This is a genomic window from Streptomyces sp. NPDC052236 (assembly GCF_044548015.1).
Lineage (GTDB): Bacteria > Actinomycetota > Actinomycetes > Streptomycetales > Streptomycetaceae > Streptomyces.
The window spans coordinates 18,779-36,365 of sequence record NZ_JBIUBL010000029.1; the positions used below are offsets into that span (position 1 = coordinate 18,779).

At 70.1% G+C, this 17,587-nt stretch carries 15 protein-coding genes and 2 pseudogenes; 11 read left to right on the forward strand and 6 right to left on the reverse strand.

The annotated features are described in order from the left end of the window. Window positions 1-69: 69 nt before the first annotated feature. The 8 genes and pseudogenes from ACIHCQ_RS35440 to ACIHCQ_RS35475 form a co-directional block, all read left to right on the forward strand. Window positions 70-378, forward strand: a pseudogene (locus tag ACIHCQ_RS35440) (nuclear transport factor 2 family protein); the annotation flags it as partial. Window positions 379-663: 285 nt separating this feature from the next. Next, a complete protein-coding gene (locus ACIHCQ_RS35445) occupies window positions 664-1,470 on the forward strand; it encodes a nucleotidyltransferase (RefSeq protein ID WP_399672039.1) in 807 nt (268 codons plus the stop codon). Between the two features lie 827 nt (window positions 1,471-2,297). Next, window positions 2,298-2,960 carry a DUF7019 family protein gene (locus ACIHCQ_RS35450; protein ID WP_399672041.1) on the forward strand — a complete coding sequence of 221 codons (663 nt, stop codon included), beginning with the start codon at window positions 2,298-2,300 and terminating at the stop codon, window positions 2,958-2,960. A gap of 5 nt (window positions 2,961-2,965) precedes the next feature. Continuing rightward, window positions 2,966-7,321: a protein kinase gene (locus ACIHCQ_RS35455; protein WP_399672043.1), complete on the forward strand. Its 4,356-nt coding sequence runs from the start codon at window positions 2,966-2,968 to the stop codon at window positions 7,319-7,321. 254 nt (window positions 7,322-7,575) lie between these two features. Next, window positions 7,576-7,737, forward strand: a complete 162-nt coding sequence (locus tag ACIHCQ_RS35460) for a hypothetical protein (protein ID WP_399672045.1) — start codon at window positions 7,576-7,578, stop codon at window positions 7,735-7,737. A 21-nt stretch (window positions 7,738-7,758) separates the two neighbouring features. Continuing rightward, window positions 7,759-8,163, forward strand: coding sequence for a hypothetical protein (locus tag ACIHCQ_RS35465; protein ID WP_399672047.1), 405 nt, complete (start codon window positions 7,759-7,761; stop codon window positions 8,161-8,163). Window positions 8,164-8,453: 290 nt separating this feature from the next. After that, window positions 8,454-8,702, forward strand: a complete 249-nt coding sequence (locus ACIHCQ_RS35470) for a DUF4158 domain-containing protein (RefSeq protein WP_399672049.1) — start codon at window positions 8,454-8,456, stop codon at window positions 8,700-8,702. Between the two features lie 33 nt (window positions 8,703-8,735). Further along, a pseudogene (locus ACIHCQ_RS35475) lies at window positions 8,736-8,953 on the forward strand (Tn3 family transposase); the annotation flags it as partial. A 186-nt stretch (window positions 8,954-9,139) separates the two neighbouring features. Here the strand turns inward: ACIHCQ_RS35475 and ACIHCQ_RS35480 are convergent. Both ACIHCQ_RS35480 and ACIHCQ_RS35485 read right to left on the reverse strand, forming a co-directional pair. Beyond that, window positions 9,140-10,075, reverse strand: a complete 936-nt coding sequence (locus ACIHCQ_RS35480; protein WP_399672051.1) for an NADP-dependent oxidoreductase — start codon at window positions 10,073-10,075, stop codon at window positions 9,140-9,142. A gap of 80 nt (window positions 10,076-10,155) precedes the next feature. After that, window positions 10,156-10,905 carry a DODA-type extradiol aromatic ring-opening family dioxygenase gene (locus tag ACIHCQ_RS35485; protein WP_399672230.1) on the reverse strand — a complete coding sequence of 250 codons (750 nt, stop codon included), beginning with the start codon at window positions 10,903-10,905 and terminating at the stop codon, window positions 10,156-10,158. Between the two features lie 270 nt (window positions 10,906-11,175). Between ACIHCQ_RS35485 and ACIHCQ_RS35490 the strand changes: the two genes are divergently transcribed. Further along, on the forward strand, window positions 11,176-11,649 hold the full coding sequence (locus ACIHCQ_RS35490; RefSeq protein ID WP_399672053.1) for a MarR family winged helix-turn-helix transcriptional regulator: 474 nt from the start codon (window positions 11,176-11,178) through the stop codon (window positions 11,647-11,649). A gap of 9 nt (window positions 11,650-11,658) precedes the next feature. On the opposite strand, the gene ACIHCQ_RS35495 is transcribed toward ACIHCQ_RS35490, so the two are convergent. Together ACIHCQ_RS35495 and ACIHCQ_RS35500 are read right to left on the reverse strand one after the other, a co-directional pair. After that, window positions 11,659-11,811: a hypothetical protein gene (locus tag ACIHCQ_RS35495; RefSeq protein WP_399672246.1), complete on the reverse strand. Its 153-nt coding sequence runs from the start codon at window positions 11,809-11,811 to the stop codon at window positions 11,659-11,661. A 757-nt stretch (window positions 11,812-12,568) separates the two neighbouring features. Beyond that, entirely contained in the window at window positions 12,569-12,790 is a 222-nt protein-coding gene (locus ACIHCQ_RS35500; RefSeq protein ID WP_399672055.1) for a hypothetical protein, read from the reverse strand. A gap of 572 nt (window positions 12,791-13,362) precedes the next feature. Between ACIHCQ_RS35500 and ACIHCQ_RS35505 the strand changes: the two genes are divergently transcribed. Next, window positions 13,363-13,659, forward strand: coding sequence for a hypothetical protein (locus ACIHCQ_RS35505; protein ID WP_399672057.1), 297 nt, complete (start codon window positions 13,363-13,365; stop codon window positions 13,657-13,659). A 195-nt stretch (window positions 13,660-13,854) separates the two neighbouring features. Here ACIHCQ_RS35505 and ACIHCQ_RS35510 read toward each other — a convergent pair whose 3' ends face one another. Both ACIHCQ_RS35510 and ACIHCQ_RS35515 read right to left on the reverse strand, forming a co-directional pair. Then, a complete protein-coding gene (locus tag ACIHCQ_RS35510) occupies window positions 13,855-14,721 on the reverse strand; it encodes a replication-relaxation family protein (protein ID WP_399672232.1) in 867 nt (288 codons plus the stop codon). A 781-nt stretch (window positions 14,722-15,502) separates the two neighbouring features. Continuing rightward, the gene (locus ACIHCQ_RS35515; RefSeq protein ID WP_399672059.1) at window positions 15,503-16,363 is read right to left on the reverse strand and encodes a helix-turn-helix transcriptional regulator; all 861 of its coding nucleotides are present in this window, start codon (window positions 16,361-16,363) and stop codon (window positions 15,503-15,505) included. Window positions 16,364-16,491: 128 nt separating this feature from the next. On the opposite strand from ACIHCQ_RS35515, the gene ACIHCQ_RS35520 reads away from it, so the two are divergent. Beyond that, a complete protein-coding gene (locus ACIHCQ_RS35520) occupies window positions 16,492-17,487 on the forward strand; it encodes an aldo/keto reductase (protein ID WP_399672061.1) in 996 nt (331 codons plus the stop codon). Window positions 17,488-17,587 lie beyond the last annotated feature (100 nt).

The window sequence follows — 17,587 nt, forward strand, 5'->3', positions numbered from 1 at the left end:
CGCCGCGCACTACCGCACGGTGCACGCCCCGCCCGCACGCCCCGCCGGCACGCTCACCGGCTCGTCCCCCGGCCCGCGGACCGGCTGTCGCGTCGTATGTGCACCAACATCCTGGTCACCGTGACCTCTTCGGAGTCGGCCGCCGCCACCACCTACTTCGCCACGTACCGGGTCGACGGCTACTCCGAGGGCATGGTGTCGCCCCGGCCGCCGACCCAAGTGGGGCACTACGAAGACACGTTCCGCAAGGTGGATGGCACCTGGCTGTTCTCCACCCGGGCCACGTTCCTACCCTTCGCCGGTCCTACGGGACGCCTCGACGAACCAGGCCGTCGTGACGTTGAAGTGATCACCTCCGAGTTCCCAGGGCTCATCTGATCGAGGGCCCCAATCCGCAGAGATTCACGGAGCCGCGGAAGAGTCGATTCCAAGGACTCTCGACAACGGAGAGTGACGGCCCCACAGACCCTGAACCAGAGCCGAGTTTTGACAGCACTGCGGTACTTGCCAGGGCAGCATCGGGATGCTCCTGGCGAAAGGTGCTGGTCATGCCGGAGTAGGGGTCAAGTTGCGAGGATTCCGCGCAGGATGGATCGTCTGGGCGCTGTAATCGCCGTGGAAAACCACTCGGCGGCATACGAAGCCGCGAGGCACAGTGATCCCATGAGTGGAAGAGGGCTGAACCAGGATGGGACGATCGCGCGTGAAGGTGCACTGAGCCGCGTGCCAGAAGCTTTCGCCCCTGTCGTCGATGCCTCCCGCGCTCAGATCACCGAGATGTTCGGCAGCACACGACTGCACAGCGCCTACCTCTACGGCAGCATTCCCCGCGGCGCCCCCATCCCCGGCGTATCCGACCTCGACCTGCTTCTCGCCCTCCGCGACGAGCCCACTGAGGCCGACCGAGCGGACGCCAAGACGATCGAGGCCGCTCTCGACCGTTCCTGCGCCCAAATCAACGGCGTCGGCATCCTCCTGTCCGGCGCACACACCCTTCTCAGCGAACTCGAACGCCATGACGGCGGCTTCTTCGTCGCCTGCCTGTGTACCCCGCTGCTGGGCCACGACCTCGCCGAACAGCTTCCCCGCTACCGCCCCACATCCTTGCTCGCCCGCGAGACGAACGGCGACCTCCCACTGGTGCTCCCGCGATGGCGCGCCCGAGCGGCCGAGGCCGCCACGGACGCCGACCGCAAGACCCTCAGCCGCGTCGTAGGCCGCCGCATCGTCCGCACAGGGTTCACGCTGATCATGCCTCGCTGGGGCGGCTGGACGAGCGACCTCAGCGACTCCGCCGAGCTATTCGGCAGCTACTACCCCAAGCGCGTCGAGCAGATGCGCGTGGCCGCGGCCACTGGCCGCACGCCCTCGGCAGACCCGGCGGTACTCAGCATGTTCATCGACCACCTGGGACCCTGGCTCGCAGCCGAATACACAGCCGTGCACGGCGAGAAAGCGCCCCGCCCCTGAGTTGACAGCACTCGCTTGTCACATGACGCTCCGCCCAGCGACTTACCGGGGCCACAAGCCAGCTGGCTTGTGGCCCCGCTCTTGCAAGGCGCTGCGTCAGAGGAACGCCGTGCCGTCAAATCTCAGGCTCTGGCTCACTTTCCGTGGGGCAAGCACGCTGAGTGACGGTTGTCGGGCGAGTGGTCCTTGGGGAAGTCGCCTGAAAATGGCCTGTCCCTGGTGTGGTGTGGTGTGGCTGACAGTTCGGCCCGTGGAAGAAGTGGTGCTCCGGCTGGAGGAGTTGCTGTTCCCGTCGATCGCGGACGTGGTGGTGCTCTCGGTCAACGTGAACGATGAGGCGATACGCATTGAGGCCCGAAGCACGGTGGCCGGGTCCGTCTGTCCCGGCTGCGGAGCTGGTCACGGCGGATTCACTGCCCCTATCTGCGGTTTCCCGCCGATGTGCCCAGCGGAGGCAGACGGGTCGTCCTCTGTTTGCGTGACCGCAGGTTCCTCTGCCCGGTCACTTCGTGCGGGCGGCGGACCTTCGCTGAGCAGACGCCAGGGCTGGCCCGTCGATACGGCCGGCGGACCGAGCGCAGCGAGCTTGCTCCACGGAAAGTGAGCCAGAACCCGAGAAGTGATGGCACTGCCCGTTGCTCCCCGTGCCGTCAGCCAGTTCCCCAGGGCCTTTGCATGATCGCGACTTGGTCTCCTGAATGTGCGCGTCATCCTGATCGGAGCGCGGGCGCCGCAACCTCACGATGCCCGACCACACATTTGATGACTCGTATTGGGCCGGGATCGCTAGGCTGGGACAAGTCAATGGCTGGAGGGGGGAGCTGGCGATGTCGTTCAGCTACTACGTTTATGTCAGCGATAGCAAGATCGACATGCTGTTGCCGCAGATCGACCCCAGGTTCGGGGCGAAGCGCCAGACAGAACTGGGCGTGAATCTCACGGTGCTGTCGGCGAAGCGAACGACTGAGGGCCCGTCCGACGACCGGATCGGCCGGCTGGAGACCGTTGTCCGGTACCTGCGCGATCACGGCGTCCTCGGCTCGGTGGACGAGCCGGGTCAGTTCTTCTGGGGGCGGCTGCCGATGCGCTGGGGGGCGTTCCCCGCCGATCCCACGTCCTCGCTGGTGTTCTTCGGCGGGCGGAGCGAGCATACCGTCGTCGGGCTGGGCGGCTCGTACAAGCACGTGTGCGACTCCGTGCCGGACGCCGAGGCGCACGGGATGGGGCGCTCCATGATGTCGTCGATGCTCGACGGGCTGGGAGTCACCTCGGACCTGGAGGATGAGTACGTCGCCGACGCGGTGGACGGCGACCTCGACCGGGCCGATCGCGCCGCGCTCGCCCGGGTGCAGGGCGCCGTGGCGAGCCTGCGATGGCCGGCGCAGAACGTCGAGTTCGTGGCCAAGCGCCTGCTGCACGGCGACAGCCCGGACGGCACAGCCAGGTCGGTGCTGCTCGGGACGCCGGTGTACGTCGCGATCGTCGACTGACGGCGATGGAAGCGTGGCACCGCGGAGACCTGATCCTCGGCCTCTACGAGGTCTTGGACGTGGTGCGCACCGGCGGCATGGGACTGGTGCACCGGGTCCGGCACCGCGGCTGGGACATCGACCTGGCGGTGAAGACCCCGCGCCGGGCCCTGGTCCGCTCGCCGGAGGCGATCCGGGACTTCGAACGGGAAGCCGAGGTGTGGGTTGGGCTGGGCCTGCACCCGCACATCGCGAACTGCGTCTACGTCCGCACCCTCGACGGCGTGCCCCGGGTCTTCGCGGAGTGGGCGGACGGCGGCAGCCTGGCTGAAGCCATCCGGAGTCGGAGCCTCTACGGGAATGACCCCCTGGGATCGCTGCTGGACGTCGCCATCCAGTCCGCGTGGGGGCTCGACCACGCGCACGAGAACGGGGTCGTGCACCAAGACGTCAAGCCCGCCAACGTGATGCTCACCCGGGACGGCACGGTCAAGGTCACCGACTTCGGCATGGCCCGGGCCCGCATGGCCACCGGGGAGGACGCCGGGGACACGGATCCGTTCGTCAGCCGCGGCGGCCTGACTCCCGCGTACTGCTCGCCCGAACAGGCGCAGTCGCCGGGCGGGCTCACGACGGCCACGGACACCTGGTCCTGGGCGGTCACCGTCCTTGAAATGTTCCTCGGCCGGCCACCGGACCCGGACGGGACCGCAGCGGGCGGCGTCTTCGACGCGTTCGCCCGCTCCGGGGTCCCGGACGCGATCCTGCCGGTACCGGGCGAGGTGGCGGAACTGCTGCGCAAGTGCTTCACCGAAGACCCGGCCGCGCGCCCCGGCCGGCTCGGGCCGCTCGCGGAGCGCCTGATCCGAGTGCACGAGCGGGAAGTCGGCCCGTACCTCCGGCGCGTTCCGGCGGCGGCCACCCTGCTCGCCGACGGCCTGTCCAACCACGCACTGTCCATGCTGGACCTCGGCCGCCGCGACAGGGCCGAGGAGCTGTGGACCCGGGCTCTGCGGGCGGATCCGCACCACCCGCACGCCCGCTACAACCGCGGGCTGCACCGATGGCGGACCGGGGTGATCACCGACGCCGAGCTGGTCGACGAACTGGAATCCGTGCGGTTCGGGGACTTGGGTGACGGCGTGGGGGCATACCTGCTCGCGCTGGTGCACCGGGAACGCGGTGATCCGGTCGCGGCGGCCGCGCTGCTGCGGGACGCGGACGCGCGGACGCCCGAAGATCCGGAGGCCGCCGCCGCGCTCGCGTCGGTCGAGTACGCACCCGCCCCCGCGCAATCGGTCCTGCCAGGGGAGCACGAGGACAGGATCGCCGCCCTCGCACTGACCCCGGACGGCCAGGTCGCGGTCTCGGCCGACCGCTCCGGCGGGCTGCGGATCTGGGACGTCCCGGCGAAGGAGTGCCGGCAGCAGCTGCAGCTCGAGAAATACAGCGCCTCGGCCGTGGCGGTGCGCGACGACGGACAGCTCGTGGTCGTCGGCGGGGGAATCGGGCGGGCACTCGTGCTCGACCTCGAAGCCGCGGCCGGGTTCGAGCTGCCCGGCCACCCCAGCTGGGTGGGCCTGGTCGCGCTGACGGCGGACCAGCGGCACGCGGTCACCAGCGGCTTCGAAGGGGAAACCGTCACCTGGGACCTGGAGACGCGCGAACCACTGGACGTCCGGCAGTTCGAGAACAAGGCGGACGTCCTCGGTGCCCACGGCACCCTGTGCTCCGTCATCGACTGGCAGCGTCGCACGACCTCCGTGTACGACGTCCGCACGGGCAGGCTGGTGCACCGGTTCGACCACACCCTGATGGAGGCGCGGTTCAGCGGCGACGGTCGCCTCGCCGTGATCCGCCCCGGCAGCACCGACGTCCGCCTGGTCGATCTCGAATCCGGCGAATGCCGGCGGAAGCTGAAGACCGGCTACAGCCGGATCGCCGTCAACCTGGACGGCACGGTCGGCTTCTCCAGCGGCGGCCGCGACGAGCCGTCGCGGGTGTGGGACCTGAGCAGTGGCCGGTGCCGCCTGTCCCTGGACCCGGCGCCCGGCACCGAGGAGGTCGTGCTGAGCGCGGACGGGGCGGTCGCCTTGACCACCGAGGGGAAGTCCATGCGGGTGTGGCACCTGCCGCCCGCGGGACCGCCAGCCCCATGGAGCTACGTCCGTCCGCACGCAGCCCCGGACGTCGCCGTCACCGCCGCCCGGGCGGCTGCGCTGCTGGCGGAGGCGGCCACGCTGGCCGGCGCCGGGCGGCTCGACGAGGCGGCCGGCCGGATCCGCTCCACTCGCGCGCTGCCCGGGCACCGGCGGCAGGCGGAGCCGGTGCGTCTCTGGCGCCGGCTCGGCGCCCTCGGCCGCCGGACCGAGCTCGCCGACGCCTGGGCCGCGGGCCGGATCGTCTTGGAGGACGGCTGGTCATGGGCCCTGGAGTTCAGCGGCCGCAGTCCCACCGCGCTCGCTCGCAACGGGAACGCCGCCGAGGCGTGGGTCTTCGACGTCGAGACGGGGCAGCTGCTGCACACGCTCAGCCTGCACACCGGCCACCTCAGCGCCGTGGCAATGACCGCCGACGGCCGGCTCGCGGTGTCCGGGGGCGAGGACGGCCGCGTCGTCGCCTGGCACCCGCGCGACGGGCGGATCGTCCAGCTATTAACCAGCCCCCGCGACGACGTGTACTACGTCGCGGTCAGCGAGGACGGCCAATTGGCTCTCTCGGGAACCGCCGACGGCCTGGTCACGGCCTGGGACATCGGCAGCGGCCGGACCATCGGGCGCTGGCAGGCGCACCCAGGGGCGGTGCTGGACGTGGCCGTCAGCGCTGATCACCGCTACGGGCTCTCGCGCGGCCAAGACGTCAGCGTGAAAATCTGGGATCTGCGGAAAGGCGAGCTCCGGTGGGTGCTGCGCGGGCACGACGAGTGGATCGGCGCCGCACGGCTGAGCGACGACAGCCGGTTCGTGGTCACCGGTGGCGCCGACGCCACGGTGCGGGTCTGGCGGACCGCCGACGGGCAGTGTGAGGTGGTGCTCACCGGGCACACGGACGCCGTGGTCGACGTCCTGCCGAGCGCGGACGCCCGGCTGCTGCTGTCCTGCTCAGTGGACGGCACCGCCCGGCTCTGGGACGTCGTGGGTGCTCGCTGCCTCCACGTCCTGGCTGGGCACACCGGCATCGTGCGCAGCCTGGCCGTCACACCGGACTTCCGGCTCGCGGCGTCGGGCGGGGAGGACCGCAAGGCCCGGCTGTGGGACCTCACGACCGGTCGGCAGCTGCGCGCCTTCACCGGCTTTTCGGACGCGGTCACGCACGTCGCGCTGGCCCCCGACGGCGCCCTGCTCCTGGCCGGCGACGAGGGCGGGCGCCTGCTGACCTGGGCACTGGACTGGGAGTACGACTTCAGCTCGGCGACCGGCTCCCTGCGGCCGGAGGCCGAGCCCGCACTCGACGAGCTGCGGGCCGAGGTCGCCGTTCCGCTGCCTTCCCGCAAAGACAGCCGCCCGGCGCTCGTCGAGGCGTTCGCCCGCCTCGACGACCGGCAGCGGCACGCCGTCACCCGCACCCTGGAACTCGTCGGCGAACTGGACAAGATCCCATCGCGCGACGCGACCGGCTATCGGCTGTACGTGCACGGCGTGGCCGAGGACGCGGCGACCCGCGAGCCCACGCAGGTGCCCAGCACGGCCGAACTGCTCGCGCTGGTGCTGCGGCCGGAGGCGGAGCTGGGCCGGTCCGACAAGGCCTGGGCCGGCTTCTTCGCCGGCCAGCTCCAGAACGACCTCGTCACGCTCGCCGAAGGCGCCGTGGCCCTGCGCCGCGCGGGCGATCTCGCCGCGGCCGAGCACGCGTGGCACCTCATCGTCGACGTCCGCTCCCATCTGTGGGACGCCGGACACGTCGAGACCCAGGGCGCGATGCTCGGCTGGGCGGAGGTTCTCACCGACCTGCACCGGGAGGCGGAGGCCCTGGCGCTGGTCCGGGCGGTGACCGGAGAGCGCGCACAGGACCTGGGGTCGGACCACCCGGCCACCCTTGAGGCGACCGTGAAGCTCGCGTCCCTGCTCTCGGCGAGCGGCGAGCAGACGGAAGCGAAACGGATGTACGACGACCTGCTGCCCCGGCTCGTGAAGCGCTTCGGCCGCGACGACGACCGGACGCTCGACGCCCGGGTGGGGCTGGCGCGCGTGCACCACCGGCTCGGGCGACTGGGCGACGCCGAGCCGGTCTTGCGCGAGGTGCTGGCGAAACGGCGGCTGCGGCTGGGCGACGACCACCCGGACACGCTCGCCGTCCAGACCGAGCTGGACAGCGTGCGGGGACAGCAGGAGGTCGCGGACTCGGGGAAGCAGGCACCGTGGCGATGGAGGAGGAGGCGGTGATCCCGGGTCGGCCCAGTATCGAAGCCCTGATCACCGGCACGGTATTGCCCCTACTCTCTCATCATCACGCGTCTCTCCTTCTGCTGAGGCGACCTCTACCGGCCCCTCGAGGGCCGGGCTCCCGCCCGAGGAAGCGACCGGCAGCCCCGACACCCCGGCCGCCGCTGCGCTCCCCCACGCAAGCTGGTGGCCATCGTGAAGAGCAGCCCCGGCCGGCACTGCACCACCAGACCGCCACCCTGGAACGACTCCGCGTGGACCGCCAGCTCGAAGAAGCCCTCGCTCATGGCCCTGACCCGCTCCACCTCGCCAAGGTCTTCGGCCTCAGTGAGAAGGCCGCGATCCGGTACGCGAACTCCGCACGGGCACTACTGGAGCAGGCCGCCGAACAGAACACCTGTGAGGGCCGGCAGTGACCATCTGCCATTCTCCTTTCCATGTCCGCACGAAATCGAAGACTGCCCCGGCACCGCGCCTGGCCACTGACCACCACCGACATCAACGAGCATCTCGGTCCCTACATGACCCGCGTCACGGACCTGCGGTTCCTCACCGGACATGACGGCGGGACCATCGTCCTGGGAGCAGCATGGATCGCTCCGAACCCCCACAACTACGGCAGCGGCATCCACCCGGACATGGTCGGCTTCCGAATAGACGTCCACCCAGTCGATGCCACTGAACGTGCTGCCACCCGCGCTGTTCTACGAGCGCATGCCCTCCCACAACTCCACGAATGGATCACGCAGGCGATCGCTGCCGACGAGACCTGGCACCTGACCCCCCACCAGCACTACTGGCGACTCACCGGCGGCCACCTCACCCACCGCGACGAAGCGTGAACCGAGTTCGGACGCCACGCACACCCCCACATCAGCAAGGTCACACGCGCGGGTTCACAGCAAACCCGAGGGGCTGCACATGGAATCCGGGCACAGGAACCCTCGGGTTCCCGCCGAGGAACCCTCAATTCCCGTGAACTCACGGGACTCAAGGCCCTGTTCTCCCGAAGCTGCCGCGAAGTGACAAGTAGCTCTCTGTAGCGGATCAGGGGTGTGCTTGTCAGTGTTTTCGATCTTCTGGGCTCATCGGAGGCCATGCTCGGCGACGTTGGTCCGGTCATGGCGACCGGATGGAGACCGGGGTGCGGCAGGAGTGGGAGCCGGAGGACCTGATCGAGGTCTGGACGCTGCTGGAGGAGGACCGGGAGCGGCTGCGGAACAAGTCGGAGGCGAACCGGTTGGGGTTCGCGCTGTTGCTGAAGTTCTTCGAGGTGGAGGCCCGGTTCCCGGAGAACGCCGAGGAGTTCCCAGCACCGGCGGTGTCGTATGTCGCTCAGGCGGCACCGGGTGGAGATCCGGAGCGCGTTCGGCTTCCGTGAGTGCACGGAGGAGGACCAGGCCCAGCTCGCCGAGTTTGGAACACCCGCTACCTGGACACCGCCGTCGCCCAGTTCCGCGCCGAAGGCCACGAGATCAGGGACGAGGATGTGGCCCGCCTCTCCGCGCTCAAGACCGGCACATCAACTTCCTGGGCCGCTACCTGTTCCACATCGGCGCGAGCGGCCCCGCCCAGGGCCTGCGGCCCCTGCGCGACCCGGACGCGGTCGACGACGAGGACACCGAAGACTGACCAGGTCAGGGCCGGGCACGGCGCCACGACGCCGACGTTGCCGCGCGGCCGGGCTGAGTACAGGGCCTGCCGCATGGCCTCGCCGGTGCCGACGGGTCGCGGGTGCGGCTGCCGTCGAACTTCCGGGCCGCCCACCGGCGGGAGAGCGAACGGCGGGCGGCCCGGTCGGGTGCGGTCAGGGTGTGATCAGGGAGCGAGCACGACCGTCTTGCCGGGCAGCCGCCCGGCGCCGGCGTCCTCATGCACGGCGGCCAGCTCGGCCACAGGGCGGTGGGCGGCAACGTGGAGCCGGAGCTTGCCGGCATCCACCTTGGCGACCAGCTCGGTCAGTTGGGCTCCGTCGCTGCGGACCCACAGGCTCGCGCTGCGCACCCCCCGGGCGGGGTCCTCGGGAATCGGACCGGCTGTGCTGGCGGCGACCCCGCCGTCGGCGATGTAGTTCGTCAGCTGCGCGAGCTCCTCCGGGGAGACCCGCACATGGTTCACCACGACCTGGAACGGACCGCCCACGGCGGCCGGACCCGCGGCGAGGGCGAGGGGGCCGACGACCCGGTCCGCGCCGTAGCCCCGAAGGCGGTCGGCGTGCTGCGGCGCGTCCACCGCGGTCACGTGCGCCCCCGCGTCGACGGCGAGCTGCACCACGAGGCTGCCAACCGCGCCCCCCGCCCCGTTGACCAGGACGGTCTGACCGGGCTTCAGCTCGGCGAGCTCGAACGCCGTCTGCCAGGCCGCCAGGCCGGTCAGCGGCAGCGCCGCGGCGTCGACCAGCTCGGTCGTCCGGGGCGCCGGGGCCAGGGACTCGGCCGGGGCGAGCACGTACTCGGCGGCGCCGCCGGCGGAGTCGAGGGGCAGCATCGCCACGACCCGGTCGCCGACCTCCAGGCCCGTCACGTCCGCGCCGAGTTCAGCGACGGTGCCCGCCAGGTCGATCCCCGGCACGTACGGGAGAGTGATCGGGATCATCTCGGCCAGGACACCGGCGCGGATGTGGTCGTCGACCGGGTTGAACGACGTGGCCGCCACCCGCACCAGCACCTGCCCGGTGCCGGGGACAGGACGGTCGACGTCCTCGTAGCGCAGGACCTCGCTGCTGCCGAACTCATGGAAACGCATTGCCTTCATGGCACTTTCCTCCAGGGGGTATTGATGTCGTCGCCAAGGGATGAGGCGATCAGGCGGGAAGGTGAAGCACGCCGAGGCGCTCAGGTCAGTTGCACCGACCGGGTGGAGTTGCCCATCACCATGCGGTCGATGGTGCTCACGGCGCTGCCGGGGTCATCGGCGGCGCCGACGGTGAGCAGCAGCGGGACGAAGTGGTCGGCCGTCGGATGGGCGACCGCGGCGCCGGGTGCCTTGTTGCGGTAGTCGGTGAGGGCGTCGGCGTCGCCCCGGGCGAGGGCGTCAACGGCCCATTCGTCGAAGGCCGTGGTGTCGGCGGCGAGCTCCGGCCGGCGGAAGACGGCGAAGCTGTGCGTCATGAAGCCCGAGCCGAGAACGAGGATGCCTTCTTCGCGCAGAGGCCGCAGGCGTGCCCCGAGCTCGAGCAGAGCGCTGGGGTCGAGGCTGGGCATCGACAGCTGCACGACCGGGACGTCGGCCGCGGGGTACATGGCCATGAGCGGGATAAAGGCGCCGTGGTCGAGGCCGCGGTCGGCGAACTCGTGCACCGGCGTCCGGCCCAGCAGGCCCATGAGTCGCCGAGCCAGGTCGGTGGCGTCCGGGGTTGCGTAGGGAAGGGTCTTGTAGCGGGGGTGGAATCCACTGAAATCGTAGTAGAGCGGGGTGCCGGCCGCGGCTGCGGATATCGCGACCGGTGCCCGTTCCCAGTGGGCCGAGATGACGACGATGGCCCGGGGTTTGGGCATCGACTGGGCCCAGTCGAAGAGGTCGCTGAGCCACTGCGGATCGTCGAGGGTGAACGGGGCCCCGTGGCTGACGAAGAGGCTGGGCAGGGGACCGTCGGAGGGGGTCCACACCCGCTGCTCGCGCGCCTGTGGCAGGACCCGGGCAAGAAGATCGTCGTACGCCGCGGCTGGTGTGCGCGACGGGAAGGGGGAAGTCAGGCCGTTCGGGGAGGCCAGGCTGCTCGTGGTGGTCGTCGAAATCAGCTCCTTCACTTGCCTTGGCAAGTATTTTCACTTGCCTATGCAAGTGAAAAAGTAGCCCATCGAGGGTTGCCTAGGCAAGTGATGCGAGTTGCTCGGGCAAGTATGATGGGGCTCATGGACACCCAGTCACCCTGGCTCGACGACGACCAGCAGAACCTGTGGCAGGCGCTGCTCACGGTCGTCATCGCCCTCCCGGCGGCCCTCGACCGCCAGCTGCAGCGAGACGCAGGCATCTCCAACTTCGAGTACGGGGTTCTGGCCCAGCTGTCCATGGCCGACGAGGCCACGATGCGGCTCAGTGACCTGGCCCGGGTCTGCGACAGCACCCAGCCCCGCCTGTCGAAGGTGATGGACCGCTTCGAAGCCCGCGACTGGGTCGCCCGCCGACCCGACCCCAGCGACGGTCGATATACCCTCGCCACCCTGAACGACGCCGGCCGGCAGAAGCTCGTCGAGAGCGCACCGGAACACGTCGCGCAGGTGAAGCGGCTCGTGTTCGATCCGCTCAGCGCCGCTCAGCGCCGCCACCTCGGGGCCGCACTCACCCGCATAGCCGCTACCGTGCGCCGGGAAGTCGAAGGAGGCTGAGCTCCACCCTCAGGCGGGGTCTTCCGTCAGCTCTGCGACGCCGGTGATGCGGTGCATGGGGAAGGTGCGGACCTCGGCGGCGGTGTGGTCGTACGCCGTGACGAAACCGCCCTCCACCCGGACCGGGGCGATGACGCGCCCAGGAGACCGCCCGCCGAACACCGTCAGAGAGCAACCGCAGCTGCTCTCACAAATGACCCTTTCCCGGAGCAAGGTCACTCGACAGCCGCGAAGGCCCTCCGGATCGTTCGCACAACTCGTTCTCACTCAAAAGTGGGATCACCCTCTTCGCGAGGTCGGCCGGCAGGGACGGATTACCGGCGAGTTCGACCAGGTGGACGCCCTCGGAGAGGAACCGCTCGGCGTCCGCGCGGTCGAGAAGCCCCGGCGCAGCGCCTTTGGCAGGGCGGCGGGGTCGCGGAGCAGCGCCGCCGTGAGTCGTGCGTCGTGAGGACACGCGCACAGCGCGGCCGACCGTTCCGCTGCGGCTGTACGTGTAGTCGCCGGACGCGCTGGAGCAGCCCGATAAGCTCGATCCGTCGATCTGCCACTGCGCGGTGGCGCTCGCGGGGGCCTGTGCGACACCCACCGCCAGGGCAGCGGTCGCGGTGACGAGGGCGAGACGCCTGCCAACTCGTGTGGTCACATGTCCTTGCGAGTACATGGTGGCCGCCGGGTCCGGCGGCCGGGTGCACGCCCGTACCTGGGTGATGATGCGGGGTCAGGTGACAGATCCGGGGCGGGCTCGGCCTGGACGGCGGCGCGGCCGGTCACTCGTCTCCAGTGTCATCCTGTCGGAGCCTTCGGGCTCCCATGGCCGGCGCTTGAATCGGCCAGTCCCGAAGACCCGAAAGCCGTCACGCCATGCGAAGCGGCCACAGCCAGTGTGGCTGTGGCCGCTCTCCCTGTGCGTTGTGAACTAGAGGAAGTGCACGGTCTCCACATCGCCTTCCTTCCGCTGGACGCGTATCGAGCCGCCTTCGTCAATGACTTCCATCAGGAACGCGTACGTCTGAATCGCGCGATTGATGGTGTCCGTCTTGGAGTCCTCGGTGAGCTCGACGGCTCGGTCGAGGGCCTGTGCCGACTTAGGGGTGAGGTTCAGCGAGACCCTCTCAAGCGGCTGAGCCTTACGGCTCACCTTTTCGGTCCTTCGGTTGGTTGGGTCAACGATGGTGCTCACAGGTCTCTCCTAGCGGAGTCGAAGGCATGACTTCGTGGTCCGGTCCACCGGAACTCTGTCGCGCTGCTAACAACGTACTGCCCGAACCGACAGATCGCCATACTTTACGCACCTGATAACCATCTGTTGTCAGTATCTCGCGAGCATTTTACGCGCCTCGTCTGCGCACAGTAAGCGGTTCTTAATCATACGAAATGATGACGACGTATGCTTCGTAAGATCTTCACGAGCGTCTAAGGTGGCAATATTCGGCTCCGCTCCAGCCGAGCCGCTCCTCTCAGAAGGAGACGACCGTGGGTATTCGACTCGCGCGCTTCGGCTCGGCGACTCATGCGCCCAGCCGAGCCAATACCACCGAGCCCGTCGCCCTTGAGCCCGTAACCGCAAGGGCTGACCTCAGCGCCCCGCCCGTCGCCACCGACTCGTGGGGCGCCCGTGTGCGGTACCGACTTCGTGCGCTCCGTCGAGTCGACTCGGACCTGCCTGCTCAAGAGGGGGACCCGACATCGAGGGCCGACATCATCAGCGTGGTGGCTGCACTCCAGGGGACGCAAAGGAACGAGCTGGAGATCCATCTCAAGAACCGCTCGGTGAAAACGATCTCCACCTCGTCGGAGACCAGCTGGGTCGGCATCCTGGGAGCGCTGAAGCGCAGCACCATGTGGGGGACCGGGTTGAGCCTGCTTGCTGCGCTCCTGCTGCACAGTCTGATGCCGGTCTGGGCCACCGTGGCCACGTCCATCGCGATCTTCACGATGTTCAGCATCGTGCTGCCGATCGCGGCCTACCAGATCGCCAAGGCCCACCGGACCGTGCAGGCCCCATAGGAAACTGACCCGGTCCCCGGGTGCCCCTCCGGTCATATCGACCAGAGGGGCACTCGTCTTCCGGCCGTGAGCTGTCACTGTGACGGCCTCTGCGCGGATGCGCGGAGCGAGGCTGCGACGTCCGCCTGGCGCTCGCTGACAGCGACCCGGCGGCGGCGCGGGAAGTCGGCGCGAGCCGCAGAGAGGGCGCCTGGGTCAGCGTCTGCTCGCCCGTCCCAGGCGCCGCCACACCGCCGTGTCCGCGCCGTGCTCACGCAGCTGCTCCAGGGTGGTGACGAGGACGGGCACGACCTGGCGGTAGCCCCGGGCCGTGATGCCGCGCTGGTACACGTCGCGCCGGCGGGACGCCCAGTACCGGCGGCCGGCCTCCTCCCGGACCGCGATGGTGTTGGCGACCTTGGCGGGCGTCGTGTCGGCGAACACGAACGCCAGCGGCGGCGTGCCCTCCCTGCCGGTCGGCGGGTAGTACCAGCGCCACAGCCGCTCTTCGTGGTCAATGTGCTCGATGTCGTCGGCCCGGGTGCGGGCCAGCCGCACCGTCCTCTCGTCCGCGTCCGAGGGCAGCAGCCGGAACCAGTCGGCGTACCGGCGCAGCTTGTGCACCAGCTCGTGGGGGTCCTCGGTACGGCGGTCGATCTCCAGCAACATGACCGGCACCCCGGCGTCCGGTGCCCGCATCACCAGGTCCGCCCGCTGTACGAATCCGTTGCCGAGCCGGTGGGCGACTTCGGTCTGCCGGCCCAGCCGGTGCCCGATGCCCGCCCGGTGCAGTTCGGCGGCCGTGGACGTGACCGCCGCGGCGTGGGCGTCGTAGCCGGTGCCCAGCACCTCACCCGTGAGCGGGTCGTGCTCCTCCTTGCGCAGCGCCGACACCCGTATGGCCTTCGGCTCCAGGAGCTGCTTGGCTTCGCGGTGTCCTCGGGCGGTGAGCACCCACACCTGCCGATGGTCGTCCTGGACGGACGCGATCCTCGCCAGGCGGTGGTCTTCGAGATCCAGGAGGTTGTCCCGCGTGAGCCGGTCGTGCCGGTTCTCCGGGGGGGGGCAGCTTCCACAGCTGATCGGCGGTCACCCGCTGGAAGATGCCCAGTGCTTGCAGCAGCTCCCTGCGCCGGGGCTCTGTCGAGTTCTTCCGGTGAGCAGGACGCCTTGGGACATGAGGGTTGTCGGACCTCCGGCGACCCCTGACCGCCGGGACTGACCTGCCAAAACGCTCAGGCGGCGCGCGTCGGCCGCGGAGGGGCCGACGGAGGAGTCGACGGAGGGGGTCGCATGGGCACCGCGCGGCGGCTCGGCAGAGCGCTTGTCTGCGACCAGGTAAGGCTGCTCGGGCGGATTGCTGACGGGCATCGGATCCTCGGTTCTCCGACCGGCGGCCGGGTCGGTGAGCTGGACCGGCTCGCGCACCGCTGCGCACAAACCAGTGGCCACCGTGAACAAGTACCCCTTGACCGCGGTCTGTTCACCCCGGCCCGGCTCGTCCGCCAGGTCCCTTGACCACCCCTCGACCGACCGTTTTGTCCGTGACCAGCACCACCGCCCCCCAGGGCTGCCGTATCCGGCCAGGAGGGAGATCCCTCCCCTCCTGCACATGGATGGGCAAGCGACGAAATGCAGCTCCCGAAGTGACGAAATGGCTGTCGCCCACAGCGTGCTGGACGGCCGCGACGGGAGCTGTCCGCTGTCATCCAGTCGAGGCGATTGACAAGGAACCCAGCCGTTCGGGCCTCCTTTGCCAGCAAACCTAGTCGTGGGACGGGTTGTGCTGGGAGTACCGGGCGACGACGACTACTCCGCCGACCGGACCGCCGAATACCGAGCCGGTGCGCCGTGGTCAGCCGCTTCACCGTACGAGCGGGCCGGTCTGCCCTGTGGGGAATTCCTGGATGCCGAGTACCCGCAGCAGGTCCAGCCGCTCGCGGGTCTCGGCGTCCGCCGGGGTGAGCACCAGCAGTTGCTGCCCCTGGTCGGGAGTGACCAGGGTTTCGCAGTCCATCAGCAGGCGGCCCACTCTCGGGTGCAGGAAGGTCTTGCGGTCGGCGCGCCGGACCGCCACCTCGTGCTCGGCCCAGAGCCGGCGGAAGTCGGCGCTCGCGGCCTGCAACCGGTCGACGAGTCCGGCGACCGTGGGGTCGCCGGACCGGCGGCCGGCGGCCGCGCGCAGGTCGGCCACGAGCCGGCGGGCGCGGTAATCCTGCTCCTCGGGCGGGCAGACGGCGCGGGCAGCGGGGTCGGTGAACCAGCGGTATGCGACGTAGCGCCGGTCGCCGCAGAAGCCGGTGTGATCGCCCGTCAGCAGGACGGATGCCCGGTTCTGGGCGAGGACCTCGCCCAGGTCGGACAGCACCAGGGCCGGGGTGTCGCCGAGCAGGTCGAGCATGCGGACCAGGCCGGCGCGGGCCAGTCGGGCCACCCCGTCGGCGGGCGGGGGCCGGTGGCCGGCCAGGTGGAACAGGTGGTCGCGCTCGTCGTCGGACAGGCGCAACGCCCGGGCCAGCGCGCCGAGTAGCTGGGTCGAAGGCTGACTGCTGCGGCCCTGCTCAATGCGTACGACGTAGTCCACCGACATGCCGGCGAGCATGGCCACCTCTTCCCGGCGCAGGCCGGTGGTGCGGCGGCGGGGGCCGTCGGCGATGCCGACCTCGGCCGGGCGGATCGCCTCGCGGCGGCGGCGCAGGAAGTCGGCGAGCTGATCACGTTCCATGCCCCCCATGGTCCCGCGCGGGGGCGAGCCGAGCCAGGGAGCGGCTCTCCCATGATGAACACTCCGCTCCCGTACGTCGCGGCGCGGGCGCAAGGTGGGTGACAGATCCGACGACGAAGGAGAACGCGATGCAGATACGAACTCTGGGCACCACCGGCCCGGCCGTTTCCGCGCTGGGCCTGGGTGCGATGAGCATGTCGGGCGCCTACGGCGCGGCCGACCGCGCGGAGAGTATCGCCACCGTGCACGCCGCGCTGGAGGCCGGCGTCACGCTGATCGACACCGGCGACATCTATGCGATGGGCCACAACGAGCTGCTGCTCGCCGAGGCGCTGCGCGGCCGGGATCGGGACAACTACCAGCTGAGCGTCAAGTTCGGCATGTTGCGAGGGCCGGGCCGCGAGCACGGCGGGATGGACGGCCGTCCCGAGGCGGTGAAGAACTTCCTGGCTTATTCGCTGACCCGGCTCGGCACCGACCACATCGACATCTACCGTCCCGCCCGGCTGGACCCGGCGGTACCGATCGAGGAGACGGTGGGCGCGATCAAGGAGCTGATCGACGCCGGGTACGTGCGGCACCTCGGCCTCTCGGAGGTCGACGCGGCGACGATCCGCCGGGCGCACGCCGTGCACCCGGTCGCCGACCTGCAGATCGAGTACTCGCTGATCTCCCGCGCGGTGGAGGCGGACGTTCTGCCCACGCTGCGAGAGCTCGGCATCGGCCTGACCGCGTACGGCGTCCTCAGCCGCGGCCTTATCTCCGGGCACTGGTCCGCCGGCCACACCGCCGGCCCCGGCGACAGCCGCGACTTCAACCCGCGGTTCACGAGCGGGAACGTGGAACACAACCTCGCCCTCGTGGAGGCTCTGCGCCGGGTCGCCGAGGCGAAGGGGTGCACCGTCGCCCAGCTGGCCATCGCCTGGGTGGCCGCACAGGGCGAGGACATCGTGCCACTGGTCGGCGCCCGCACCCGCGAGCGGCTGGCCGAGGCGCTGCCCGCGACGGAGCTGAACCTCACCGCGGACGACCTCGCCGAGATCGAGAAGGCGGTACCGCCGGGCGCGGCGCGTGGCGACCGATACCCGTCCGCGTTCATGTCCAGCCTCGGAGTGGGGAACTGAGTCCGGCTCTCCGGGAGTCGTCACCGTGCCATCGATGGCTAGCCAATTGTCGTCGTATGAGTCGCCCCGGACCGTGGCGAACTGATGGCGCACGGGCGGA